The 23673-nt window shown below is 61.2% G+C and carries 22 protein-coding genes; 10 read left to right on the top strand and 12 right to left on the bottom strand.

Annotated elements, in window-relative coordinates; all coding sequences use genetic code 11:
- Nucleotides 1-48: 48 nt before the first annotated feature.
- Nucleotides 49-1119 (bottom strand): S-methyl-5-thioribose-1-phosphate isomerase, encoded by a 1071-nt coding sequence (mtnA, locus tag BOP93_RS08055; RefSeq protein ID WP_104502195.1) that lies wholly within the window; start codon nt 1117-1119, stop codon nt 49-51.
- Nucleotides 1120-1228: 109 nt separating this feature from the next.
- Here mtnA and BOP93_RS08050 point away from each other — a divergent pair, with 109 nt between their 5' ends.
- From BOP93_RS08050 to BOP93_RS08035, 4 genes are all read left to right on the top strand, one after another.
- Entirely contained in the window at nt 1229-2560 is a 1332-nt protein-coding gene (locus BOP93_RS08050) for a TRZ/ATZ family hydrolase (RefSeq protein WP_104502194.1), read from the top strand.
- Between the two features lie 29 nt (nt 2561-2589).
- Nucleotides 2590-3288, top strand: coding sequence for a bifunctional 2-polyprenyl-6-hydroxyphenol methylase/3-demethylubiquinol 3-O-methyltransferase UbiG (ubiG, locus tag BOP93_RS08045; RefSeq protein ID WP_003189760.1), 699 nt, complete (start codon nt 2590-2592; stop codon nt 3286-3288).
- Nucleotides 3289-3292: 4 nt separating this feature from the next.
- Nucleotides 3293-3964 (top strand): N-acetylmuramic acid 6-phosphate phosphatase MupP, encoded by a 672-nt coding sequence (gene mupP / locus BOP93_RS08040; protein WP_104502193.1) that lies wholly within the window; start codon nt 3293-3295, stop codon nt 3962-3964.
- A gap of 149 nt (nt 3965-4113) precedes the next feature.
- Nucleotides 4114-4854 (top strand): YciK family oxidoreductase, encoded by a 741-nt coding sequence (locus BOP93_RS08035; protein WP_104502192.1) that lies wholly within the window; start codon nt 4114-4116, stop codon nt 4852-4854.
- Nucleotides 4855-4986: 132 nt separating this feature from the next.
- Here the strand turns inward: BOP93_RS08035 and BOP93_RS08030 are convergent, their stop codons facing one another.
- From BOP93_RS08030 to BOP93_RS08005, 6 genes are read right to left on the bottom strand one after another with little or no spacing between them, the layout of a single operon-like run.
- Complete coding sequence (locus BOP93_RS08030) at nt 4987-6501, bottom strand: ABC transporter substrate-binding protein (RefSeq protein WP_104502191.1); 1515 nt, start codon at nt 6499-6501, stop codon at nt 4987-4989.
- Nucleotides 6483-7502, bottom strand: a complete 1020-nt coding sequence (locus tag BOP93_RS08025) for an ABC transporter ATP-binding protein (RefSeq protein ID WP_104502190.1) — start codon at nt 7500-7502, stop codon at nt 6483-6485. The genes BOP93_RS08030 and BOP93_RS08025 overlap by 19 nt, the downstream gene beginning before the upstream one ends.
- Complete coding sequence (locus tag BOP93_RS08020) at nt 7499-8455, bottom strand: ABC transporter ATP-binding protein (protein WP_104502189.1); 957 nt, start codon at nt 8453-8455, stop codon at nt 7499-7501. The genes BOP93_RS08025 and BOP93_RS08020 overlap by 4 nt, the downstream gene beginning before the upstream one ends.
- Nucleotides 8452-9309, bottom strand: a complete 858-nt coding sequence (locus tag BOP93_RS08015) for an ABC transporter permease (RefSeq protein ID WP_104502188.1) — start codon at nt 9307-9309, stop codon at nt 8452-8454. The genes BOP93_RS08020 and BOP93_RS08015 overlap by 4 nt, the downstream gene beginning before the upstream one ends.
- On the bottom strand, nt 9306-10253 hold the full coding sequence (locus BOP93_RS08010; RefSeq protein WP_104502187.1) for an ABC transporter permease: 948 nt from the start codon (nt 10251-10253) through the stop codon (nt 9306-9308). Before BOP93_RS08010 ends, BOP93_RS08015 begins: the two co-directional genes overlap by 4 nt.
- Nucleotides 10254-10256: 3 nt before the next feature.
- Nucleotides 10257-11144, bottom strand: a complete 888-nt coding sequence (locus BOP93_RS08005) for a proline iminopeptidase-family hydrolase (protein ID WP_104502186.1) — start codon at nt 11142-11144, stop codon at nt 10257-10259.
- Between the two features lie 183 nt (nt 11145-11327).
- Between BOP93_RS08005 and BOP93_RS08000 the strand changes: the two genes are divergently transcribed.
- Both BOP93_RS08000 and BOP93_RS07995 read left to right on the top strand, forming a co-directional pair.
- Nucleotides 11328-12092, top strand: a complete 765-nt coding sequence (locus tag BOP93_RS08000; RefSeq protein ID WP_104502185.1) for a LuxR family transcriptional regulator — start codon at nt 11328-11330, stop codon at nt 12090-12092.
- Nucleotides 12093-12184: 92 nt separating this feature from the next.
- Nucleotides 12185-13117, top strand: a complete 933-nt coding sequence (locus BOP93_RS07995) for a proline iminopeptidase-family hydrolase (protein ID WP_104502184.1) — start codon at nt 12185-12187, stop codon at nt 13115-13117.
- 97 nt (nt 13118-13214) lie between these two features.
- Here the strand turns inward: BOP93_RS07995 and BOP93_RS07990 are convergent, their stop codons facing one another.
- Complete coding sequence (locus BOP93_RS07990; RefSeq protein WP_104502183.1) at nt 13215-14717, bottom strand: nucleobase:cation symporter-2 family protein; 1503 nt, start codon at nt 14715-14717, stop codon at nt 13215-13217.
- 160 nt (nt 14718-14877) lie between these two features.
- Between BOP93_RS07990 and BOP93_RS07985 the strand changes: the two genes are divergently transcribed.
- Nucleotides 14878-15711, top strand: coding sequence for a nucleoside-binding protein (locus tag BOP93_RS07985; RefSeq protein WP_104502182.1), 834 nt, complete (start codon nt 14878-14880; stop codon nt 15709-15711).
- A gap of 129 nt (nt 15712-15840) precedes the next feature.
- On the opposite strand, the gene punC is transcribed toward BOP93_RS07985, so the two are convergent.
- Nucleotides 15841-17019 (bottom strand): purine nucleoside transporter PunC, encoded by a 1179-nt coding sequence (punC, locus tag BOP93_RS07980; RefSeq protein ID WP_104502181.1) that lies wholly within the window; start codon nt 17017-17019, stop codon nt 15841-15843.
- A gap of 122 nt (nt 17020-17141) precedes the next feature.
- On the opposite strand from punC, the gene punR reads away from it, so the two are divergent.
- A complete protein-coding gene (gene punR / locus BOP93_RS07975) occupies nt 17142-18050 on the top strand; it encodes a DNA-binding transcriptional activator PunR (RefSeq protein WP_104502180.1) in 909 nt (302 codons plus the stop codon).
- Between the two features lie 118 nt (nt 18051-18168).
- On the opposite strand, the gene BOP93_RS07970 is transcribed toward punR, so the two are convergent.
- A complete protein-coding gene (locus BOP93_RS07970) occupies nt 18169-19338 on the bottom strand; it encodes an aspartate aminotransferase family protein (protein ID WP_104502179.1) in 1170 nt (389 codons plus the stop codon).
- Nucleotides 19339-19440: 102 nt separating this feature from the next.
- Here BOP93_RS07970 and BOP93_RS07965 point away from each other — a divergent pair, with 102 nt between their 5' ends.
- On the top strand, nt 19441-20346 hold the full coding sequence (locus BOP93_RS07965) for a LysR family transcriptional regulator (RefSeq protein WP_104502178.1): 906 nt from the start codon (nt 19441-19443) through the stop codon (nt 20344-20346).
- Here the strand turns inward: BOP93_RS07965 and BOP93_RS07960 are convergent.
- Entirely contained in the window at nt 20343-20966 is a 624-nt protein-coding gene (locus tag BOP93_RS07960; protein WP_104502177.1) for an HAD family hydrolase, read from the bottom strand. The two genes, BOP93_RS07965 and BOP93_RS07960, sit on opposite strands and share 4 nt — an antisense overlap.
- A gap of 206 nt (nt 20967-21172) precedes the next feature.
- On the opposite strand from BOP93_RS07960, the gene BOP93_RS07955 reads away from it, so the two are divergent.
- Nucleotides 21173-22366: an anthrax toxin-like adenylyl cyclase domain-containing protein gene (locus BOP93_RS07955; protein WP_104502176.1), complete on the top strand. Its 1194-nt coding sequence runs from the start codon at nt 21173-21175 to the stop codon at nt 22364-22366.
- Nucleotides 22367-22428: 62 nt separating this feature from the next.
- Here BOP93_RS07955 and fabV read toward each other — a convergent pair whose 3' ends face one another.
- Complete coding sequence (gene fabV, locus BOP93_RS07950; RefSeq protein ID WP_104502175.1) at nt 22429-23622, bottom strand: enoyl-ACP reductase FabV; 1194 nt, start codon at nt 23620-23622, stop codon at nt 22429-22431.
- Between the last annotated feature and the right edge of the window lie 51 nt (nt 23623-23673).

Genomic DNA, 23673 nt, shown 5'->3' with positions numbered 1-23673 from the left:
GTGGGAGGGGGCTTGCCCCCGATAGCTATTTCACAGACACCACAGCCCTCAATGCAGCCGCTTACGGCACATCAACCTGGCCAGCTTGGCGGTATCCGGCCGCTCCACCACACCTTTTTCGGTCACGATCACATCAATCAGATCCGCCGGCGTCACATCGAACGCCGGATTAAATGCCTGCGCCTCCAACCGCTGGCCATTCACCTCCAGCAACTCACCGACATCACGCTCTTCCAGGGTCACATCATCGCCGGTAGCCATCATCAGATCGAGGGTCGAACTCGGTGCCACCACCATGAAGCGTACGCCATGGTGCATGGCGCAAACGGCCAGTTGATAGGTGCCGATCGTGCTGATCACATCACCATTGGCTGCGATGCAGTCCGCGCCGACTACAACCCAGGTGACACCCTTGGTCTTGAGGATATGCGCCCCGGCGGAGTCGGCATTCACCATGACCGGAATCCCGGCGCCGGCCAGCTCCCAGGCGGTCAATCGCGAGCCTTGCAGCCACGGACGGGTTTCATTGGCATAAACCTGCTCGACCAGGCCTTCCAGGAACGCCGCGTGAATCACCCCAAGGGCCGTGCCGACACCGCCGGTGGCCAGAGCGCCGGCGTTGCCATGGGTCAGGATCGCCTGGGCGTTGCCTTGATGTTTGCGAATGCGCTCGAGGCCCAACTGCGCCATGACCACGTTGGCTTCGCGGTCGCTTTCATGAATCGCAATGGCTTCGGCTTCCAGCACCGCCAACGGGTCGGCGTGCGGCTTGAGACGGTCGAGGCGGTCGCGCATGCACTTCAACGCCCAGAACAGGTTGGATGCGGTGGGCCGGGTATCGGCCAGCAACGCGTAGTCTTCTTCCCATGCCGCCTGCCAGTCGCCGCCTTCAGCAAGGCGCTGGCGCGCAGCCAGCACCAAGCCGTAGGCCGCACTGATCCCGATGGCCGACGCGCCGCGCACCACCCTTGCGCGAATGGCGGCGACCACCTCGTCGACGGTCGAGCACGCCACCCAGCTTTCCCGGGCCGGCAGCGCGCGCTGATCGAGCAGGTGCAGCACGCCATCACGCCATTCGATGGCCTTCACCTTCTCCGCCGCCAACAGTCGGTCGCGCATCCCTTACCCCGTACTCATGAACAAAAGCCGCCGATTATAGCGATCCGCCAGCCGGGGCGCTCGGGTATACTTCGCCCTTCTTTTATAGCTGCCCAGGAAGAAGCCTGCGATGACGCCCACTGCCGCCCCGCTCGACTTATTACTGCTGCCGACCTGGCTGGTACCCGTCGAACCCGCCGGCGTAGTGCTCAAGGAGCATGGCCTGGGTATCCGCGACGGTTGCATCGTGTTTATCGGGCCGCGGGCGGCGGCATTGAAGCTTGAGGCGAGCGAAGTGCGCGAACTGCCGGGCATGCTGCTCAGCCCCGGCCTGATCAACGCCCACGGGCATGCGGCGATGAGCCTGTTTCGCGGCCTGGCCGATGACCTGCCATTGATGACCTGGCTGGAAAAACACATCTGGCCTGCCGAGGCCAAGTGGGTCGATGAAGCCTTCGTGCGCGATGGCACCGATCTGGCCATCGCCGAGCAGCTCAAGGGCGGCATCACCTGCTTCTCCGATATGTATTTCTACCCCAAGGTCGCCAGCGATTGCGTGCACAACAGCGGCATGCGCGCGCAGATCGCCATTCCGATCCTGGACTTCCCGATCCCGGGCGCCAGCAACGCCGATGAGGCGATTCGCCAGGGCATCGAGCTGTTCGGCGACCTCAAGCATCATCCACGCATCAAGATCACGTTCGGCCCCCACGCGCCGTATACCGTCAACGATGAGAACCTGGAAAAGATCCGGATCATCGCTGAAGAGCTGGACGCCGCAATCCATATGCACGTGCACGAAACCGCCTTCGAAGTGCAGCAGGCGGTGGAACAGACGGGCGAGCGGCCACTGGCCCGCCTGGCTCGCCTTGGCCTGCTGGGCCCGCGCTTCCAGGCCGTTCACATGACCCAAATCAGCGAGGAGGACCTGGCTTTGCTGGTAGAAAGCAACACCAGCGTCATCCATTGCCCGGAATCGAACCTGAAACTGGCCAGCGGCTTCTGCCCGGTTGAACGCCTGTGGCAGGCTGGCGTCAATGTGGCTATAGGCACTGACGGCGCCGCCAGCAACAACGACCTCGATCTGTTGGGCGAAACCCGCACCGCCGCCATGCTGGCCAAGGCCGTAGCAGGGTCGGCCACCGCGCTGGACGCCCATCGCGCGTTGCGCATGGCAACCCTCAATGGTGCGCGAGCCATGGGCCTGGACAGCCAGGTCGGCTCGCTGGAAGTCGGCAAGGCTGCGGATATCGTCGCCTTCGATCTTTCGGGGCTGGCGCAACAACCGATCTACGATCCGGTCTCACAGCTTATCTATGCCACCGGTCGCGATTGCGTGAAACACCTTTGGGTCGCCGGCAAGCAGTTGCTCGACGACCGACGATTGACCCGCATGGATGAAGCACAGCTGACCGCCACGGCCATTGCCTGGGGCCAACGCATCAGCGGGCACAGCGAATAAACCGATTTATCAGATTCAGAGGATTCACCATGAGCAACGTCGACCACGCCGAAATCGCCAAATTCGAAGCCCTGGCCCACCGCTGGTGGGACCGTGAGAGCGAGTTCAAGCCGCTGCATGACATCAACCCACTGCGGGTCAACTGGATTGACGAACGCGTCAACCTGGCCGGCAAAAAGGTGCTGGACGTCGGTTGCGGCGGTGGCATCCTCAGTGAAGCCATGGCCCAGCGCGGCGCCACCGTCATGGGCATCGACATGGGCGAGGCACCGCTGGCCGTGGCCCAGTTGCACCAGCTGGAATCCGGCGTAAGCGTGGAATACCGCCAGATTACCGCCGAAGCCTTGGCCGAGGAAATGCCCGAGCAGTTCGACGTGGTCACCTGCCTTGAAATGCTCGAACACGTGCCGGACCCGTCTTCGGTGATCCGCGCCTGTTTCCGCATGGTCAAGCCCGGCGGACAGGTGTTCTTCTCCACCATCAACCGCAACCCCAAGGCTTATCTGTTCGCGATCATCGGCGCCGAATACATCATGAAGCTGCTACCGCGCGGCACCCATGACTTCAAGAAATTCATCCGCCCCTCCGAGCTGGGCGCGTGGAGCCGCCAGGCCGGGCTGACCGTCAAGGACATCATCGGCCTGACCTACAACCCGCTGACCAAGCACTACAAGCTGGCCAACGACGTTGACGTCAACTACATGATCCAGACCCTGCGCGAGGAGTAAGCCTGTGAAGTTGCGAGCGGTTCTCTTCGACATGGACGGTACCCTGCTGGACACCGCGCCGGACTTTATCGCCATCTGCCAGGCCATGCGCGCCGACCGTGGCCTGCCGCCGGTCAATCCGCAGCACATCCGCGATGAAATCTCCGGTGGCGCGAAAGCGATGATCGCCGTGACCTTCTCGATGGACCCGGAGTCGCCAGGTTTCGAAGCGCTGCGCCAGGAATTCCTTGAGCGATACCTCAAGGACTGCGCGGTGCACAGCAAATTGTTCGACGGTATGGCCGAGCTGCTGGAAGACATCGAGAAAGCCAGGCTGATCTGGGGCGTGGTCACCAACAAGCCGCTGCGCTTTGCCGAGCCGATCATGCAGCAACTGGGCCTGGCCGAGCGCTCGGCCGTGCTGATCTGTCCGGACCACGTAAAGAACAGCAAACCCGACCCGGAGCCGATGATCCTGGCGTGCAAGATGCTCGACCTCGACCCGGCCAGCGTGTTGTTCGTGGGCGACGATTTGCGTGATATCGAATCCGGTCGCGATGCCGGCACCCGTACGGCGGCGGTCACCTACGGCTATATCCATCCGGACGACAATCCGCGTCACTGGGGGGCGGATGTGGTGGTGGACCACCCATTGGAGCTGCGCAAGGTGCTGGATAGCGCGGTGTGCAGTTGCTGATTTAACTGATCGATGAAGATCCAATATGGGAGGGGGCTTGCTCCCGATTGCAGTGTGTCAGTCACTGCATTTGTTGACTGATCCACCGCTATCGGGGGCAAGCCCCCTCCCACAGTTGATCTTCGGCGTTTTCGAATGTGAGGTTATGTATGTTTGATTATTCTGCCCCTCCAGAACTGCTCAAAGGCCGGGTGATCTTGGTCACCGGTGCCGGCCGCGGGATCGGCGCGGCTGCGGCGAAAACCTACGCCGCCCGCGGTGCCACCGTGCTGCTGCTGGGCAAGACCGAGGCTAACCTGGCCCAGGTGTATGACGAAATCGAAGCCGCCGGCCAGCCGCAACCGGTGGTGATCCCGTTCAACCTGGAAACCGCCCTGCCCCATCAATACGATGAGCTGGCAGCGATGATCGAAAAGGCATTCGGCCGCCTCGACGGCCTGCTGCACAACGCCTCGATCATCGGACCGCGCACGCCCCTCGAACAATTGTCCGGCGAGCACTTCATGCGGGTGATGCACGTCAACGTCAACGCGATGTTCATGCTGACCAGCACCCTGCTGCCGCTGCTCAAGCTGTCCACGGATGCGTCTGTGGTGTTCACTTCCAGCAGCGTCGGGCGCAAGGGCCGGGCGTATTGGGGCGCTTACGGTGTGTCGAAGTTTGCCACTGAAGGCTTGATGCAGACCCTGGCCGACGAGCTGGAAGACGTCGCCGCCGTGCGCGCCAACAGCATCAACCCGGGCGGTACGCGCACCAGCATGCGAGCCCAGGCCTACCCAGGGGAAAACCCGATGGAACGGCCGGCGCCGGAAGACATCATGCCGGTGTACCTGTACCTGATGGGGCCGGACAGTGCGGGGATCAATGGGCAGGCGTTCGACGCCCAGTAACCCCTGACACAACCTAAAGCAAAATGTGGGAGGGGGCTTGCCCCCGATTGCGGTGGATCAGCCCATGAATCTGTTGGCTGAGATACCGCTATCGGGGGCAAGCCCCCTCCCACATTGGTATTGCAGCGCTCGTCAGTTTTTCACCACTTCCTCAAGCGTGAAGCGGCCCAACGGGTTCTGCAGGAAGTTGCTCACATTCTTGCGTGAGATATTGATGTACGGGCTGTAGTACAGATCAATCCAGTTCACGTCCTGCTTCGCCAGTTTCTGCAGCTCCACATACATCTGCTCACGCTTGGCCGGGTCGGCCTCAACGCGTGCCTGCGCCACCAGCGCCTTGACCTTGTCGTTCTTGTAACGGGTCATGTAGTTCTGGTTGGTGTCGTGGCCCAGTACGAAGGTGGTCTTCTGGTCCGGGTCGAGGATGTCGTTGGTCCAGTACATCACGGAAATGTCGTACTCACCGTCCACCAGCATCTGCCAGCTCTGGGTCGGGTCGACCTTTTGCAGGTTGGCGGTGACGCCGACTTTGGCCAGTTGGTCCTTGATGATCACCGCAATCTGCTCGTCGGCCTCGTTGCCGGCGTTGACCACGTAGTTGAGCTTCAGGTCCTTGGCGCCCGCATCGGCCAGCAGCTTTTTGGCGGCGGTCGGGTCGTACGGGCGTTGCAGGTTATTGGCGTAGTGGTAAAGCGAGCCTTTCGGAATGTAGGAATACGCCACGGTGCCTTGACCGTAAGTGGCGGTCTTCACCAGCGATTGTTTGTCGATGGCCATGTCCAGCGCTTCACGCACTTCCGGCTTGGCCAGCAGGCCATGGGCGTGGTTGATCAGCAGGTGGTCTTCGCGGGTGGACGGGTCGGCATGGATCACCACGTTCGGGTCTTTCTTCAGCTCTTCAACCCGGGAGAAGGGTACGAAGATCGCCGTGTCCAGCTCGTTGTTCTGCACCATGCGCATGCGTGTGTTGTCGTCCGTGACCGACACCCACTCCACCCCGTCCAGGCTGACGTTGCCGGCCTGCCAGAAGTTCGGGTTCTTCTTCAGGATCACGCGGTCGCCCTTGCGCCATTCGTCCACGGTGAAGGCGCCGGAGGTCACCGGGTTTTCCGAGTAGGCGTCTTCACCCATTGTCGTCATGGCTTTTTCCGACAGGATCGACACCGTTGGCGACGCCAATTGCGAGAGAAACGCCACCGCCGGGGTTTTCAGGGTCACGACCAGGGTTTTCCCATCGCGGGCCTTGGCGGTGTCGATCAGGCTGAACGGGTCGCTCCACAGCGACGCCTTGTTATCGCGGATGCGCAACAGGCTGAACGCTGCGTCGCTGGCGGTGATCGGCGAGCCGTCGGAGAACTTCGCGTCGCGCAGTGTGAAGGTGTAGGTCAGGCCGTCCTTGGAAATCTCCCAGCTTTGCGCCAGGCCCGGTTCCATCTTGGTGCCCAGGTTATCCACTCGCACCAGGGTGTCGTAGACGTTGGCAAATACCCAGGTATCGCGGTTCTGCGCGCTTTTGATCGGGTCAAAGGTGGTGCTGTCTTCACGGCAACCGATGGTCAGTACGCCAGCAGCCTGGGCCAGGCCGACAGTGAGGGACCAGGCGGTCAGCGTGGCGGCGGCGAGTAATTTCAAATGGCGCGATTGCATGTCATAACTCCTTGTTCATGATGGGCAGGAAGGGGCAAAGGGTGTTCAAGCACGCAACTGTACCGATGCTCATGCACTGAATGGGTAGGCGGCAACACCACGGAACACATGGCCTGGGCATAGCGGCAACGCGGGTGAAACGCGCAACCTGTGGGCAAATTCAGCGGGCTGGGTGGTTCGCCGGGCAATGGCTGCGCAGGCAACGGACGATGGGGGTCAATCTGCGGAATCGCCTCGATCAATGCCGCCGTATAGGGATGGCGCGGCGCAGTGAACACTGCTTCCACCGGCCCCTCCTCGACGATCCTGCCCAGGTACATCACCGCCACGCGGTCGCACAGGCGCCGCACGATGGCCAGGTCATGGGCGATAAACAGGATCGCCAGGTTCATGCGCTGTTGCAGTTCCAACAGCAGATTGATGATCTGGCCCTGGATCGATACATCCAGCGCCGCCACGCATTCGTCGGCGATGATCAGGCGCGGCTCCACCGCCAGCGCCCGGGCGATCCCCACGCGCTGGCACTGGCCGCCACTGAGGGAGCCGGGTTTGCGCGAGGCCAGTTCAGGGCGCAGGCCAACCAGCTCGAGCAGTTCATCGACACGGGCGCGGATGTTTTGCGGCGCGACCTTGCGCTGCACCCGCAACACTTCGGCGAGGGTTTCACCGATGCTGTGACGCGGGTTCAGGGCGGCGTAGGGGTCCTGGAAGATCATCGCGGTTTCCCGGCGCAAGCGCGCAATATCGATGGCGCTGCCCCGGGCCATGTCGACACCGTCGAACAACACTTGCCCGGCGCTGATCGGGTTGAGGTGCAAAATTGCCCGGCCCAACGTGCTTTTACCGCTGCCCGACTCGCCCACCAGCCCGAGGGTTTCACCGGCGGCCAGATTCAGCGACACCCCGTTCACCGCCCTCACCCACTGCTTGCTCAACCCGAACAGGCCACTGCCGGACGCGGCAAAGCGGACCTCCAGGTCCTTGATCTGCAACAGGCTCATGGGCGCCCTCCGAGAGGATAGTGACAGGCAACTCGCGCGCCTTCCGGCAACAGTTCGCTACACAGGGCGCCGACCTGCGGGCAGCGCGGGTTGAAGCGGCAACCGCCCGGCAATGCGTCGAGCAGCGGCGGCTGGCCAGGGATGGTGCGCAACAACGCATGGCCGCTGCTGTGGGCCGGCTGGCAATCGATCAGGCCGGCGGTGTACGGGTGCCGTGGCTGGGCCAGCAGTTCGTATTTGCTGCCGTGTTCGCACAGGCGCCCGGCGTACATCACCGCGATGGAGTCGCAGCTTTGCGCGACCACGCCGAGGTCGTGGGTGATCATGATGATCGACAGGCCACGCCTGTCGCGAAGGTCGAGCAACAACCGCAGGATCTGCGCCTGCACCGTCACATCCAGGGCCGTGGTGGGTTCGTCGGCAATCAGCACCTTCGGGTTGCACCCCAGGGCTACGGCAATCATCGCGCGCTGGCGCATGCCGCCGGAAAACTCATGGGGATAGTTGTCGACACGGGCCTGCGGGTCCGGAATGCCCACTTGGCGCAGCACGTCGATGGCCAGCAGGCGCGCGTCTTTCTTCGAGGCGCCTTGATGCAGGCGGATGCCTTCAGCGATCTGCTCGCCGATACGCATCAACGGGTCAAGGTGACTGCTGGGGTTCTGGAAGATCATGCCCAACTGCCCGCCACGCACGGCGCGCATGCCGGCGTCATCCAGGCGCAACAAGTCCTGGCCGGCCAGGTGTACCGTGCCGCCCTGCACCCGCAGGTTTGGCGATGGCAACAGGCGCATCAGGCCGCGACAGGCCAGGGTCTTGCCCGAACCGCTTTCACCGACCAACCCCAGGATCTCGCCTTCGGCCAGGTCGAAGGAAACGCGGTCGACCAGGGTCAGCTCGCGACCGGCGTTATTGGCGATCACGCTGAGGTCGCGCACTTGCAACAGGCTCATGAACGATCCCCCAGGACGTGCGCCACACCATCGGCCAGCAGGCTGAAACCCATGGCCAGGGTCACGATGGCCAGCCCTGGAAAGGTGCAAATCCACCAGGCGGTGGTGATAAACGCCTGACCCTCGGCGACCATCGTGCCCCATTCGGCGGTCGGTGGTTGCACGCCCAGGCCCAGGTAGCTCACCGCAGCACCGTTGAGCAGCACCAGCACCGCGTCGGACATGGAAAACACAATCGAGCCAAACAGCGCATTGGGCAGCAAATGCCGGAACAGAATGCGCCCATGACCAAACCCCAGGCTCCTGGCGGCCAGGGCAAAATCACTCTCCTTGAGCACCAGGATCTGCGAGCGGATCAACCGCGCATACGAGACCCAGCCCACCAGCGCCATGGCGATGTAAAAGCTCTGCAGTCCAGGCCCGAGAATGGCCATGATCGCCAGCATCAACACCAGAAACGGGAACGCCAGGACCACATCGATCACGCGCATGCACACACTGTCCAGGCGCCCGCCGATATAACCGGAGATTGCACCGATGAAGGTGCCGATCATGAACGGAAAGATCACCCCGACAATCGCCAGTTGCAGGTCGATGCGCGCGCCCCAGATCACCCGCGACAGCACGTCGCGGCCGTAGTTATCCGTGCCGAACGGGTGCGCAAGGCCGGGTGCCAACAGGCTCATATCGGTGTTCTGCGCAATCGGGTCGTAGGGCGCGATCCACGGCGCGAACAGCGCCAGGGTCAACCACATGAGCAGTATCAACAGGCCCCACGCGGCGGTCAGCCGACCGTTGCGAAAACCCAGGCGCAGGCGCAGACGCCAGGGCGCTATCAATGGGCGGCTGCTCATTGCATCTTCACTCGTGGGTCGAGGGCCACCGTCACCACGTCGGCGATGAAGTTGACCACCACCGTCGCACAGGCCAGCACCATCGCCACGCCCTGTACCACCATGTAGTCGCGGGTAAAAATACCGCGCACCAGTAACTGGCCGATGCCGGGAATGGCGAACAGGCTTTCGATGACCACCGTGCCGCTGATCAGCCAGCCGATGTTCACGGCCAGCAGGTTGACCGCCGGCACCAGGGAATTGGGCACGACGTGACGGCGGAACACGGCGGCTTCCGACAGCCCGCGCGCCCGTGCAGCGGTGACATGATCGGCCTGCAGTTCCACCAGCATGCTCGCGCGCAAATTGCGCACCAGCACCGCCGACAGCGCCAGGGCAATGGTCAAACACGGCAGCACCATATGGTGGGCCTTGTCCAGCCAGGTGCGCCCGTAACCGGACACCGGGAACAGGCCCCATTGCACGCTCAGCAACAGGATCAGCATCAGGCCCAGCCAGAACGCCGGCATGCCCAGGCCGACCGTGGTGAAGACGCGGATCAGGTTGTCCGGCCAGCCACCTTTATTGCGCGCCGCCAGAGTCGCCAGCGGTACCGCTATCAGCAGCGCCAGCAGCACACTGCCGAGCACCAGCACCAACGTTGGTTCGATACGGGTGACGATCAGCTTGAGGGCGTCGACCTTGTACAGCAGCGATTGGCCGAGGTCGCCCTTGAGCAGGTTCTTCAGGAAGTAGAAATATTGCAGCCACAACGGTTCATCGAGGCCGTACTGGGCGCGGATTTTCAGCAACGCGTCCGGCGTGCTGCGCGAACCCAGCAGCGCGCGCGCCGGATCGCCCGGGATCGAGCGCACCAGCACAAAGGTGATCAGGCTGATGCCCAATAGCACCGGCAACAATTGCAGGGGCAGGGACAGTACGAAGCGGTAACGCGCGAGGTTCATGCGTCAGCCTCGGTGGCGGGCGAGAAAGTCCAGCAGCACCGGAAAATACGCCTCGGGTTCTTCGTAGAACGGCATATGGCTGCTGTTGGGAAATACGTGCAGTTCGGCGTGCCGGGCCGCCATCTTCATGCGCATGGCACAGGCCGGCGTGAGTTCGTCGTGCTGGCCGGTGGTGATCAGGATCGGCATGCGCAAATCGGCCATTTCAGCAAGGCGGTTCCAGTCCTTGAGGTTGCCGATATAAAGGAATTCGTTGGGCCCCTGCATGGTTTCGTAAGGCCCCATGTTCCAGTCGCCGAGGGAGCGCTTGACCGGCTCCGGCCATTCGTCCAGGCGGCACACGTGGCGATAGTTGAGCAAGGTAATGGCGGCTTGATACTGCGGGTGATCGAGCGTGCCCATGGCTTCATGGCGCTGCATCATGGCCACGGTTTCGCTGCCAAGGGCGCCGCGCAGGCGTTCAAGTTCCCGGGACAGGTGGGGAATATCGCCGACCGTGTTTTCGAGGATCAGGCTTTTCAGCGCATCGGGGTAATGAACGGCGTACTCGATGCCCAGCCAACCGCCCCAGGAATGCCCGAGCAGGTGCACAGGGCCCAGGCCCAGTGCCTGGCGCACGGTCTCGACTTCTTCGACATAACGGCGGATTTCCCACAGGGAAACGTCGGTCGGTCTGGCTGATGCGCCCGTGCCAAGCTGGTCGAATGCAACCACTCGCAGGTTATGGTCTTTGAGCCAGCCATGGGCGTCGCGCAAATAGTCACACGGCAGGCCCGGCCCGCCGTTGAGGCACAGCAGCACCTCATCGCCTTCGCCAAAGCTGTAGACCACGAGATTATGGCCGTCGACTTGCACGTTGTACTGCTGGTCGGGGGCAATTTCACGCCACATGCATACATTCCTTGTGTTGTATCGGCCTGGCAGGTAGTGGCCGTTTGTAACGTCAACACTACCGAGGATGCCGCGCGTCCATAACCTAGCGTTTCTTATAGGTTTGGCCTGGCAGTCCTTCGCCGGGGCGTGGCATTCTACTTGCAGCAAGTCGAGATTCAAATGAATTCGGGAGCAGAACGGATGCTGGCCAGGCTAACTGCCTTCAATAATCGTCTGATGCCGGGCAGGAGCCTGGACGAGCAGATGGACAATACGTTTATCCTCGCCCAGCAACTGGGCTTCGATGCGCTGGTGTACGACTACACGCCGGTGCCCATCGACCTCAATGGTGCGCTGATCACGCCCTCGGTGCTGCAACTGCGCAACACGCCGACCGACTGGCACGCCTTGTGGTGCAGCGAAGGTTTCTACCAGATCGACCCGGTGCAACACCTGGCCTTGCGCAGCGTATCGCCGTTTGTCTGGTCGTATGAGGCAAAGGCCGAGACTGCACTGCAAACGATCATCGACCCCTGCCATGCACCCGTTTGTTCCTACCTGCACGAACAACAGTTGACCTGCGGCGTCAGCGTGCCGATCCACCTGCCCCGCGGAGGCTTCGCTTCACTGACCGGGCTGCGTACCGGTAAGGCGAGCGCGGTATTGAAAGATGCGCAGCAAACCTTGTCGGACTTCAGCGTGATCGGCCACGCGTTGCAGGAGGCAGCTTATCCTTTATTCAACAAAGCCTTGCGCACCTACCCGCATATCCACCTGACCAAACGCGAGCGCGAGTGCCTGAAATGGGCGGCCGAGGGCTTGACTGCGGCCGAGATCGCCACGCAATTGACCCGCTCGCTGGCGGTGGTGACCCTGCACCTGGCGTCGGCCATGCACAAGTTGGGCGCCAAGAACCGCGTGCAGGCGGTGGTGCGCGCCACGCACTACCGGTTGCTGGACGATTGATCCTTATCTAAAACCTAGCTGTTTTGCTAGTTACCTAAACGTCGCGTGCAGACTATCGTAGCCCTGATCCTTTTTTCAGAGCAGGGTACGAAATGGAATTCATCGACAAAGTCCGCGAAGGCTACGCCCCCTTCGGCGCCTATCAGACGTGGTATCGCATCACCGGTGAGCTGGCCACAGGCCGCACCCCGTTGGTGATCCTCCATGGCGGCCCCGGCTGCACCCACGATTACGTCGACGCGTTCAAGGACGTGGCCGCCAGCGGCCATGCGGTGATTCACTATGACCAGTTGGGCAACGGTCGTTCAACGCACCTGCCGGAAAAACCGGCTTCGTTCTGGACCGTCGAGCTGTTCCTCGACGAATTGAACAACCTGCTCGACCACCTGCAAATCAGCGACAACTACGCGATCCTCGGCCAATCCTGGGGCGGCATGCTCGGCAGCGAACACGCGATTTTGCAGCCCAAGGGCCTGCGCGCCTTTATCCCGGCCAACTCACCGACGTGCATGCGCACCTGGGTCAGCGAGGCCAATCGGCTGCGCAAGCTGTTGCCTGAAGGTGTGCATGAAACCTTGCTCAAGCACGAAGCCGCCGGTACCTACCAGGACCCGGAATACCAGGCCGCCTCGCGGATTTTCTACGACCAGCACGTCTGCCGGGTCAACCCGTGGCCGGAAGAGGTGGCACGCACCTTCGCCCAGGTCGATGCCGACCCGACGGTGTACCACGCCATGAGCGGCCCGACGGAATTTCATGTGATCGGCAGCTTGAAGGACTGGAACGTGATCGGTCGCCTGCCTGGGATCAACGTGCCGACCCTGGTGATCTCCGGTCGTCATGACGAAGCCACGCCGTTGGTGGTCAAGCCATTCCTGGATGAAATCCCGGACGTGCGTTGGGCGCTGTTCGAAGATTCCAGCCACATGCCCCATGTGGAGGAACGCCAGGCGTGCATGGGGACCGTGGTGAAGTTTCTGGATGAGGTGTGTTCAGCACGGCACGCAGCACTCAAAGCCAGTTGATTTCCAATGTGGGAGGGGGCTTGCCCCCGATGGCGGTGTGTCAGCCACTGGAGTTTTGACTGATACGCCGCCATCGGGGGCAAGCCCCCTCCCACATTTAGACCTTGCTGGTTTCAGCCTTCACTGTTCTCTTCGGCATATCCGCCACCAGTGGAATCTCCTTGCCCTCGGCATCGAACAGCTTCCCGCCCCGGTAGTAATCGCCGTCGCGCAGCGCCGCCACGTCGCGAAAGCACAAACTGCGCTCAGTCCCCGCCACGAATACCGATTGCTGGTCCGAGTTACCGGCAGTGAAGTGGTTGAACGTCAGGTTGAGCAAGATCGCCATGATCGCCGACGAACTGATGCCCGAATGGAAAATCGTCGCGAACCAGCTGGGGAATTGGTCATAGAAGCTGGGCGCGGCGATGGGAATCATGCCGAAACCGATACTCGTGGCGACAATGATCAGGTTCATGTTGTTGCGGTAATCCACCTTGGACAAGGTGCGAATACCGCTGGCCGCCACCGTGCCGAACAACACAATGCCGGCACCGCCAAGCACCGAGGTGGGCACGGCAGCAATCACCCGGCCCATAAACGGCAGCAGGCCAAGCACCACCAGGAACACCCCGCCGGTTGCCACCACGAACCGGCTTTTCACCCCGGTCACCGCGACCAGGCCGACGTTCTGGGCGAACGCGCTTTGTGTGAATGAACCGAAGATCGGCGCGAACAGGCTCGACAGCATATCGGCGCGCAGGCCGTTGCCGAGGCGTTTGGAGTCGACTTTGGTATCGATGATCTCGCCCACCGCGAGAATGTCCGCCGAGGTTTCCACCAGCGTCACCATCACCACGATGCACATGGAAATGATCGCCGCCACATGAAAGGTCGGCATGCCGAAATGAAACGGCGTGGGAAAGCCGAACATGGGCCCCTGGGTCACGCCGGAGAAGTCGGCCATGCCCAGGAACACCGCGATCACTGTGCCGATCACCATCGCCAGCAGAATCGACAGGCGCGAGATGGCGGCGCTGCCGATTTTGCTCAGCAGCAACACCAGCACCAGTGTCAGTGCCGCCAGGCCGATATTCGACATGCTGCCGAAATCCGCCGCGCGGCTGTTGCCGCCCATGGCCCAGCGCGCCGCCACGGGCATCAGGGTCAGGCCGATGGTGGTAATCACAATACCGGTCACCAGCGGCGGGAAAAACTGGGTGATGCGCGAGAACACCGGGGTGATCAACAAACCAATGAACGACGCGGCCATTACCGCGCCGAGAATCGCCGGCACGCCCCCTGCCCCGTCGCTGCCAACGATCGCGACCATGGTCGCCACACCGGCGAACGACACACCCTGCACCAGCGGCAACTGGCAGCCGAAGAATGGCACCCCAATGGTCTGCAACAATGTGGCCAGGCCACCGGCAAACAACGACGCGGCGATCAACAGACCGATATCCGCCGGCGACAACCCGGCCGCCTGGCCGACGATCAGCGGTACGGCAACGATGCCGCCATACATGGTGAGCACATGCTGCAGGCCGTAAGCCATGTTGGCGGCGACGCCCAGATTTTCATCTTCGGGCCGCTGCGGTGACGCCTTCGGGATAGTCATGGTGAGGGGATCTCTGTTTTTGTTGTGCGCTCACTGTATGCAATATCAAGACTGTATGTCCATAGAGTTGTATACAATCATTCGGACAAGATACCCTGCCGCGGCGTTACAAAAATAATCCGGCCGTCATGAGCCAGAACGCCAAAGGACCCAACAGAAAATGAAAAAGGCATTGCAGGGCGCAACCGTCGCATTGACCCTCCTCGGCGGCGGGGAGGCTGTCGCAGTGGAATGGATGGACAACAGCCTGGGGTTTCGCTACGGCCAACACTTCACCAACCCGAACAACCCCGACGACTTCAGCAAGCGCATCTACAGCTTCACCCACGCCAGCGGCTACATGTACGGCAGCAATTTCCTGAATCTCGATGTGTTCCTGTCCGACAGCAAAGACCCACGCAAGGGCACCGCCCACGGTGGCAGCGAGGTGTACGCGGTGTACCGCCATCAGCTCTACGCCTCACGGGTATTCGATGTGCCGCAGGGGAACGGGCTGATCAAGGATTACGCGCTGACGCTGGGCTTCGATGCCAACCGCAATAACAATTTCGCCTCCGCCAAAAAACGCGCATTGGTCATCGGCCCCACCTTGAAATTCAATACCGTCGGTGTGCTGGACCTGAGCCTGATGTACTACAAGGAAAAGAACCACACCGGCATTCCCGGCGCGAAGGAATCGAACCACACCTTCGACGACACTTACATGCTCAACCTGACCTGGATGCGCCCGTTCGAGATTGCCAACCACGCGGCGAAATTCCAGGGCTTCATCAATTACGTGGGGGAGAAAGGCGAGGACTATCATGGCCGCGATACCGCGCCGGAAGCCCTGATGCGCACCGCGCTGATGGTGGCGGTGCGACCGGGCAAGAGCGTCAAGCCGAACCTGTACCTCGGCGTGGGCTACGAATACTGGCATAACAAATTTGGCGTGGACGGCGGCCGGGGTAGCCGCACTTCAACGCCGACGCTGAATATGGAAGTGACGTTCTAGCTGAAGAAACTCAATCCAAATGTGGGAGGGGGCTTGCTCCCGATGGCGGTGGATCAGTCAATATCTCCTGTGACTGACACACTGCTATCGGGGGCAAGCCCCCTCCCACATGTTGATCGCATTGTCAGCTCAGGCGCTGGACAGTTCGCAAGCATTACCCTTCGGCCGCGCCAGCCAATAACCCAACACCGCCAACGGCGCGGTCGCCAACATCACAATCACCGTGATCAACAGCGGTTGCTCGATCATCGACGACACCAGCAGACTGGCGAGAAAGCACAAGCCCAACTGCAGGGTATTTTGCAGCGCCACCGCTTTGCCGGAGTTTTCCGCAAATGGCATCAGCGCATTCGCCACCACGATCGGGTAGCTGGCGCCATTGCACAGCGCCATCAGGCAGAACGGAATCAGCAAGGTGGTGAGGGTCGGCACGGTCAGGGTTGCAACCAGGTACAACGCCACCATGCTCAGGCAATAGAAGGCGAGCAACCACGGTAGCAAGGTTTTGCCCGGCAAGCGCTGCAAGGCGCTGCGGCAACTGTAGCCGCCGACGAGAAAGGCCAGGGTCGGCACCACATAGCTGAGGCCGATGTCACTCGGGCTGTAGCCCATGCCGCCGAGGATGAATGGCGAAGCGGTCAGCCAGGCAAAGAAACTGGCGGAGCAGGCGGCAAATATCATGACATTGCCGGTAAATACCCGTGACGTGAGCAACTGTGCATAGCCCAGGCGCACGGGTTGGTGCTTCTGACGCTTCGGCGCGCTGCGCAGGAACACCGTCGGCAGCAACAGAAGCAGCGACACCCCCAGCAATACACCGAAAATCGCCTGCCAGCCAAAGTGATTCAACACCATCGCGCCCAACAAGGGCGCCAACGCCGGCGACAGCGACATCAGCGGCATGATGCTGGCGAAGACGCGGTGGGCCTTGTCCGCCGGGTAGCGGTCAATCACCAGCGCCTGCCAACTCACGGCCGCAGAGCACACACCGATCGCCTGCATAAAGCGCAATGCCCAGAGCTGCGGCGCGGTCTGCACCCAGAACATGCCCAGGCAACCCAGTACAAACAGGCTCAACCCCATGAGCAGGACCGGCTTGCGGCCGAGCCGGTCAGACAATGGTCCCCACAGCAACTGCCCTAGCGCAAAACCGGCAAGGAAAATGCTCAAGCTGGCGCCCACGGCCCCGGCGCCAATCTGTAATTGCTCGCCCATGGCGCCAAACGCCGGCAAGTACATGTCCATGGCGAGATAACCGAGCATGCTCAGCCCCGCCAGATACCAAATGAAACCAAAAGAATTTTTCATTGAAGCCTTGTAGGTCCTGCCATCAAACTATTTGCTGACTGGCGCCCATTATGAAGCTGGCATTTCTTCTGTGAAGCGATAATAATTGGACAGTCTTATCAATAATTTTGAAGGCAACCGATATGTGGTCCGAATACTCTCTGGATGTGGTCGATGCCGTCGCACGCCACGGCAGTTTCAGCGCCGCTGCCCAGGAACTGCATCGCGTACCGTCGGCCATCAGCTATACCGTGCGTCAGCTGGAAGAGTGGCTGGCGGTGCCGCTGTTCATACGGCGCCACCGTGACGTGGAGCTGACGCCCGCTGGTCGGCTGTTTATCGACGAAGCCCGCAGTGTGATGAAAAAAATGCTCGGCACCCGTCGCTTGTGCCAGCAGGTGGCCAATGGCTGGAGCGGTCAGTTGAAGGTGGCCGTGGATTCCATCGTCAAGCCCCAGCGCTGTCGGCAACTGGTGCTGGATTTCTATCGGCAGTTTCCCGAAGTGGAATTGCTGCTGGAGTACGAGGTGTACAACGGTGTTTGGGATGCGTTGGCGGACGAGCGCACCGACATTGTGATCGGCGCCACCAGCGCGGTACCGGTGGCCAGCCATTTCAGCTTTCGTGATATGGGCTTGTTGAATTGGTTGTGCGTGGTCAGCGCCAGGCACCCCCTGGCAACGGTGAGCGGGCTACTCAGTGACGATCAACTGCGCCCCTTCGCCTCCCTGTGCATGACCGACACCTCGCGCAACCTGCCCAAACGGGACACCTGGACCCTGGATAACCAGCGCCGCCTGGTGGTGCCCAACTGGTCCTCGGCGCTCGACTGCCTGCGCGATGGCCTGTGCGTCGGCATGGCCCCGGCGCATCAGGTGCAGCCGTGGATCGAGCGCGGCGAGCTGGTGGCGCTGCAATTGAGCCGACCCTTTCCGGCCAGCCCATCCTGCGTGGCCTGGGCGCAGAACAAACTGTCGCCAGCCATGGCCTGGTTGCTGGAGTATCTGGGAGATACCGACACCCTGAACCAGGAGTGGTTGAATGGCATCTGAAAAGCAGCACAGAACTGTGTGGGAGGGAGCTTGCTCCCGATAGCGGTCTTTCAGTACCCGATGTGCTGGCTGAACCATTGCTATCGGGGGCAAGCCCCCTCCCACATTTGATTGCATTTCAAGCCAGCAGTCGGGTGATGGCTCGTACGATCATCTCCACTTCCTTGCTGTGCAGCGTCAGCGGCGGCAACAGGCGAATGATCTTGCCCCGCGTGACGTTGATCAACAGCCCGTGCTCCTGGGCGGCACGTTGGGCAAGGTCGCGACAAGGGCTGGCCAGCTCGATCCCGATCATCAAACCCTTGCCACGAATCGCCCGTACCTGCGGATGTTCTTCCAACTCCATGCGCAACCGCGCCAGCATGTGCTCGCCCTGCCGCGCTGCGTTGTGCAACAGGCCCTGCTCTTCGATGATATCCAGCACCGTGCAGCCGACACGACACGCCAGCGGGTTGCCGCCGAACGTGCTGCCATGGCTGCCTGGCGTGAACAGTTCGGCGACGCCGGCGCGGGCCAGGCAGGCGCCGATCGGTATGCCGTTGCCGAGCCCTTTGGCCAGGGTCATGACATCGGGGACGATGCCCTCGTGCTGGAAGGCGAACCAGGCCCCGGTACGGCCAATGCCGGTTTGTATTTCGTCGAGCATCATCAGCCAGCCGTGGCGCGTGCAATGATCGCGCAGCGCTTTCAAATAGCCGGGCGGTGCCGGTAACACACCGCTTTCGCCCTGGATCGGCTCCAATAGCACGGCGGCGATGCGCGTACCAAACTGTTGGGTGATGCGTGCCAATGCGTCCAGATCGCCAAACTCCACCTTCAGAAAATCCCCCGGCAAACGTTGAAACCCAAGGCGCACCGATGGCCCGTCACTGGCTGCCATGGTGCCCAGCGTGCGCCCGTGGAAAGCGTTCTCCATTACCACCACCAATGGCGCCTCAATGCCCTTTTTCCAGCCGTGCAGCCGTGCCAGTTTCAGCGCCGTCTCATTGGCTTCAGCGCCGGAGTTGTTGAAGAAAGCGCGGTCCAGCCCGGACAGCTGGGCCAGGCGCCGGGCCAGACGCTGTTGCCAGTCGATGCTGTAGAGGTTGGAGGTATGCAACAGCAGGCCGGCCTGCTCGCTGATGGCCGTTACCAGCCGCGGGTGGGAATGGCCGACATTGGTCACGGCAACGCCGGCGACCGCGTCGAGGTATTCGCGGCCCTGTTGGTCCCACAGACGCGTGCCCAGGCCACGCGTAAAGCTCAGGGCCAAGGGTTGATACGTGCTCATCAGGCAGGCGGCGGTCATGGTGGAAGACTCCAGTGCATCGTTGTGGTGTTTAAGTATCGTTAGCCACCACAGCTGGATAAACTGCGAATTACTGCAATTACTTTAAATCAGGACTTGATAATGGATCTGTTCCAGGCCATGTCGGTGTACGTGAAGGTCGTCGAAACCGGCAGCATGACCGCCGCCGCGCAGGAATGCGGGATGTCGACCACCATGGTCGGTAACCACCTGCGTGCGCTGGAGCAACGACTGGGCGTCAGTTTGCTCAAACGCACCACCCGCAAACAGAACCTTACCGAATTTGGCGGGCAGTATTATCAGCGCTGTCTGGAAGTGCTGGGGCTGGTGGCCGACTCCGAGCTACTGGCGGAGCAGATTCACAGCGAAGCCCCCAAAGGCACCCTGCGTATCACCGCGCCGCCCGTGTTCGGCACCGAACGCTTGGTGCCGGCCTTGAGTGAGTTTTCCCAGCGTTATCCGCTGATCGACCTGTACGTGGTGCTGAGCAATGAGCGGGTGGACCTCGTCGACAGCGGTTTCGACGTGGCGATCCGTCTCGGCGAACTGGAAACGTCCAGCCTGATCGCCAGACCCCTGCAGGCCTACACCCTCACCCTTTGCGCGTCACCTGAGTACCTGGCGCGACGTGGCACGCCGCAGACCCCGGCCGACCTGCAGCAGCACGACTGCCTGGCCTTCGCTTACCCTGCGACCGACAACTGGCGCGACACCGACAAGCTGTGGCGCATGAACGGGGATGAAGGCGGCGTAGAAGTTCCGGTGGCCGGCTCATTGACCATCAACAGCTCGCAAGGCTTGCACCAGGCGGCGGTAAACGGCATGGGTATCGTCATGCTGGCCGATGCCCTGGTGCAGCCGGACCTGGAGAGCGGCAAACTGGTGGCCTTGCTGACCGGCTATAAACTACCCAGCCGCCCCATGCACCTGCTGTATCGCCAAGACCGTTATCGCTTGCCCAAGCTGCGGGCCTTCGTCGATTTTGTCATGGAGAAATGGGGGCGCTAGAACACCGCCCCCACTATGCGCAGACGCGCGGCGGTGCGCTCGGCCGACACATGATGAATGCCCTGCCAGCCAAGGGCGATGGCAGCGTCGACATTGTCTTTGACATCATCGATGAATACCACTTCACCCGCTTGGATATCCGGTAAATGGGCACGGATTTGAGCGAGGCTGGCCTGGTAGATCGCCGGGTCGGGCTTGATCAGTTTCAAGTGGCCCGAGACGACGATATCGCGGAAATATTGCAGGAACGGATAGTGCTCGCGGGCATAGGGAAAGGTTTCCGCCGACCAGTTGGTCAGCCCGAACAACGGCATATTCGCCTGATGCAACGCGGTGAGAATCGCGACCCCTTCCGGCAACGCGCCACGCAACATCTCGTGCCAGCGTGCGTAATAAGCCTCGATCAAGGTCTGGTGTTCAGGGTATTGGGCAATCAGGCTGCGGGTGGCTTCAGCCAGGGTTCGGCCTGCATCCTGCTCGGTGTTCCAGGCCTGGGTGCAGATATTCTCCAGAAACCATTGCCGCTGCTGCTCGTCGGCAATGAGCTTGCGGTACAGATGCTGTGGGCTCCAGTCGAATAACACGCCACCGAAATCAAACACTACCGCACGGATCGTCATGGTTTGCTCCCGTCTGCAAGATGAGTCAGGCAGTCTGGCATGCCCATGAACCGCAGCAGAAGGTAAGCAAGAGTAGGATTGGTCTGAAAAATCGCCACGCCCCCCCCGCCAAGGGCCAATCTCTCTTAATGTCAGCCCTATCAAGGAGAACTGTGACTGAACGGAATCACCAACACTGCCGCAAGACGTGACATAGAGGTATTCCAATGAAAACCACGATTCTCAGTGTTACATCACCTTCCGCCCTCAGCCTTGAAGCCTTGCAACGCAATCAGTCCCGTTCCAACAACCCCGTCGCCGGGGATGCCGGCAATCTAACGCGCAGTCTGCTTGAGCGGGTAAAGGAGCAGACAGGAATAGTTTCGAGCCACCTTGAACCCTTGCAACGGGTAGCGGCAACCACCAATTCCATCATCGGCATACGCCCGGTCGAGTCCGTGGCTACCGGGCTGATAGAAGCCGGGCACCCCACCAAGGACTTCCACATCAAGGGCAAAAGCGCCAACTGGGGGCCGCAGGCCGGTCTGATCTGTACCGACCAGGCACTCAGCAAGCTGGAGAGCGCGCCGGAAAAAGTCGCCAAAGCCAACGCGCAGATCCTGGATTGCGTCGAGCAACGCCATGCAGTCCCGATCCCGCTGAAACTCTCGCGCCATCGCCTCAATGAACTGGTGAACCTGGGTCATATCACTGATCTGTCCGCTAAAGATGCGGACGGCACGCTGCAATTGAGCGCCCGAGGGCCGAGCGGGCAACGCTACACATTTCAAGCCCGTCCTGGATCGCCTGCCGACGACACCTATCTCATCACCCATCAGGGCAAGCCAGTGGAAGTGTTGGCCAAGCAGGCAGAGGGCAAGCCTTTGACCGCCGATTACGATCTGCACATGGTCGCGCCGCACCTGAGCGACTTCGGGCCCCAGGATAAGCTCCCCGTACCGGATGTCGCTCACAGCGTGTTCAAGGAACGAGTCAATCGATACAGGCAGGTTCCGCAAGAACTGCACGCAGACTTTGCAAACGCGGCCAGTTTCTACCAGAAAGAGCATCCCCATCTCGGCAATGCCACGTCACGACTGGAACAGATGATAGGCATCATCAACCAGAAACTGGTCGGTGACGCAGAAAGGGTGGTTCACCACAATGCCGACTCAGGCAGCCCAGCCACGGAGGTAACCGCGAACTACCCGGCAACATTTTTCCTGCCGGCGAAACTGGGTAGATTCGACGAAATCAGCATCATTCATAACTGCAAGGAAATGGCCGAGCTGATAAAGACCGCCAAAGACAGCGGTTATCACGTGCCGCTCAATCCACTTTGGGAGAAGGAGCTGGTGAATATCCGCCGATCAGACTTCACCCAGGCAAAACATCGCCTGTCTGAATCCAGATATGCCTGATATCCGCAGCAGCAGGCAGCGGCCTGATAATCGAGTTATCGAGGCCGCCACCCTTACATCATTTACGCCTGGACCAGACCGTTGATCTTGACGGTCGGGTTCACGTCCGCGTCGTAGTCCACGCCCTCGATCTCAAAGCCGAACAAGCGCAGGAACTCAGCCTTGTAGCCGGCAAAATCACTGATCTCGTTGACGTTGTCGTCGGTAACCTGGTTCCACAGTGCCGCGACAGCGTCCTGAACCTTCGGCTCCAGCTCGGCCAGATCGGCACGCAGACGACCGTCGGCATCCAGCTTTGGCTCGCTGCCATACAGGCTGTCCTTGAACAGGCCGTAGACCTGCTCGATGCAGCCTTCGTGGGTGCCCTGCTCTTTCATCACCTTGAACAGCAGTGACAGGTACAGCGGCATGATCGGGATTGCTGAACTTGCCTGGGTGACCACGGCCTTGAGTACCGATACACGGGCGTCGCCCTTGAGTGCGGCGAGGTTGTCGCGCAGGGTCAGGACTTTTTTATCCAGGTCTTTCTTGGCTTCGCCGATGGAACCGTTCCAGTAGATATCCTGGGTCAGCTTCTCACCGAGGTAAGTGAACGCGGTGGTCTTGGCGCCTTCGGCCAGTACATCGGCGTCACGCAGGGCGTCGATCCACAGCTGCCAGTCTTCGCCGCCCATTACCTTCACGGTGCCGTCGATTTCTTCCTGGGTCGCCGGCTCCAGCGTCGTGTCGACCACCACGCCCTTGTCAGTGTTGATCCCGCGCAGCGTCACAGCCTTGCCGATCGGCTTGAGGGTGGAGGTGTGCACCACGCCTTGCGGGTCAGTACGGCGCGGCGCGGCCAGGCTGTAGACCACCAGGTCGATCTTGCCCAGGTCTTTCTTGATGGTTTCAATGGTGAGGCGCTTGATCTCGTCGGAGAACGCGTCGCCGTTGATGCTCTTGGCGTACAGGCCCTTTTGCACGGCAAACTTCTCGAACGCCGCGCTGTTGTACCAGCCGGCGGAGCTCAGCTTGCCTTCTTCGCCTTCTTTCTCAAAAAACACGCCCAGGGTGTCGGCGCCGCAGCCAAACGCGGCACTGATGCGCGCGGCCAGGCCGTAACCGGTGGAAGCACCGAGGACCAGCACCTTCATGGGGCCGCCTTCGATGGTGCCGTTTTTGGTCACGTAGTCGATCTGTTCCTTGACGTTCGCTTCACAGCCAACAGGGTGAGCGGTCACACAGATAAAGCCACGAACCCGCGGTTTGATGATCATAAAAATTCTGCCTCTTCCAAGGTGCCGAAGGCCAATGGTGGCCATTCAACT

Origin of the sequence: Pseudomonas orientalis, from assembly GCF_002934065.1 — a bacterium.
In the GTDB taxonomy this organism is placed as follows: Bacteria; Pseudomonadota; Gammaproteobacteria; order Pseudomonadales; family Pseudomonadaceae; genus Aquipseudomonas; species Aquipseudomonas orientalis_A.
This window is presented reverse-complemented; position numbering and strand designations above follow the sequence as displayed.

Excerpts from the sequence above, each read along its gene's own strand:
- BOP93_RS07965 (WP_104502178.1), top strand. The coding sequence starts at position 19,441 with ATGGATCTGTTCCAGGCCATGTCGGTGTACGTGAAGGTCGTCGAAACC.
- BOP93_RS07970 (WP_104502179.1), bottom strand. The coding sequence starts at position 19,338 with ATGACCGCCGCCTGCCTGATGAGCACGTATCAACCCTTGGCCCTGAGC.
- ubiG (WP_003189760.1), top strand. The coding sequence starts at position 2,590 with ATGAGCAACGTCGACCACGCCGAAATCGCCAAATTCGAAGCCCTGGCC.
- BOP93_RS07990 (WP_104502183.1), bottom strand. The coding sequence starts at position 14,717 with ATGACTATCCCGAAGGCGTCACCGCAGCGGCCCGAAGATGAAAATCTG.
- BOP93_RS08050 (WP_104502194.1), top strand. The coding sequence starts at position 1,229 with ATGACGCCCACTGCCGCCCCGCTCGACTTATTACTGCTGCCGACCTGG.
- mtnA (WP_104502195.1), bottom strand. The coding sequence starts at position 1,119 with ATGCGCGACCGACTGTTGGCGGCGGAGAAGGTGAAGGCCATCGAATGG.
- BOP93_RS08015 (WP_104502188.1), bottom strand. The coding sequence starts at position 9,309 with ATGAGCAGCCGCCCATTGATAGCGCCCTGGCGTCTGCGCCTGCGCCTG.
- BOP93_RS08035 (WP_104502192.1), top strand. The coding sequence starts at position 4,114 with ATGTTTGATTATTCTGCCCCTCCAGAACTGCTCAAAGGCCGGGTGATC.
- BOP93_RS08020 (WP_104502189.1), bottom strand. The coding sequence starts at position 8,455 with ATGAGCCTGTTGCAAGTGCGCGACCTCAGCGTGATCGCCAATAACGCC.
- BOP93_RS07955 (WP_104502176.1), top strand. The coding sequence starts at position 21,173 with ATGAAAACCACGATTCTCAGTGTTACATCACCTTCCGCCCTCAGCCTT.
- punC (WP_104502181.1), bottom strand. The coding sequence starts at position 17,019 with ATGAAAAATTCTTTTGGTTTCATTTGGTATCTGGCGGGGCTGAGCATG.
- BOP93_RS08010 (WP_104502187.1), bottom strand. The coding sequence starts at position 10,253 with ATGAACCTCGCGCGTTACCGCTTCGTACTGTCCCTGCCCCTGCAATTG.
- BOP93_RS07960 (WP_104502177.1), bottom strand. The coding sequence starts at position 20,966 with ATGACGATCCGTGCGGTAGTGTTTGATTTCGGTGGCGTGTTATTCGAC.
- BOP93_RS08025 (WP_104502190.1), bottom strand. The coding sequence starts at position 7,502 with ATGAGCCTGTTGCAGATCAAGGACCTGGAGGTCCGCTTTGCCGCGTCC.
- fabV (WP_104502175.1), bottom strand. The coding sequence starts at position 23,622 with ATGATCATCAAACCGCGGGTTCGTGGCTTTATCTGTGTGACCGCTCAC.
- BOP93_RS08030 (WP_104502191.1), bottom strand. The coding sequence starts at position 6,501 with ATGCAATCGCGCCATTTGAAATTACTCGCCGCCGCCACGCTGACCGCC.
- BOP93_RS07985 (WP_104502182.1), top strand. The coding sequence starts at position 14,878 with ATGAAAAAGGCATTGCAGGGCGCAACCGTCGCATTGACCCTCCTCGGC.
- BOP93_RS08005 (WP_104502186.1), bottom strand. The coding sequence starts at position 11,144 with ATGTGGCGTGAAATTGCCCCCGACCAGCAGTACAACGTGCAAGTCGAC.
- punR (WP_104502180.1), top strand. The coding sequence starts at position 17,142 with ATGTGGTCCGAATACTCTCTGGATGTGGTCGATGCCGTCGCACGCCAC.
- BOP93_RS08000 (WP_104502185.1), top strand. The coding sequence starts at position 11,328 with ATGCTGGCCAGGCTAACTGCCTTCAATAATCGTCTGATGCCGGGCAGG.
- BOP93_RS07995 (WP_104502184.1), top strand. The coding sequence starts at position 12,185 with ATGGAATTCATCGACAAAGTCCGCGAAGGCTACGCCCCCTTCGGCGCC.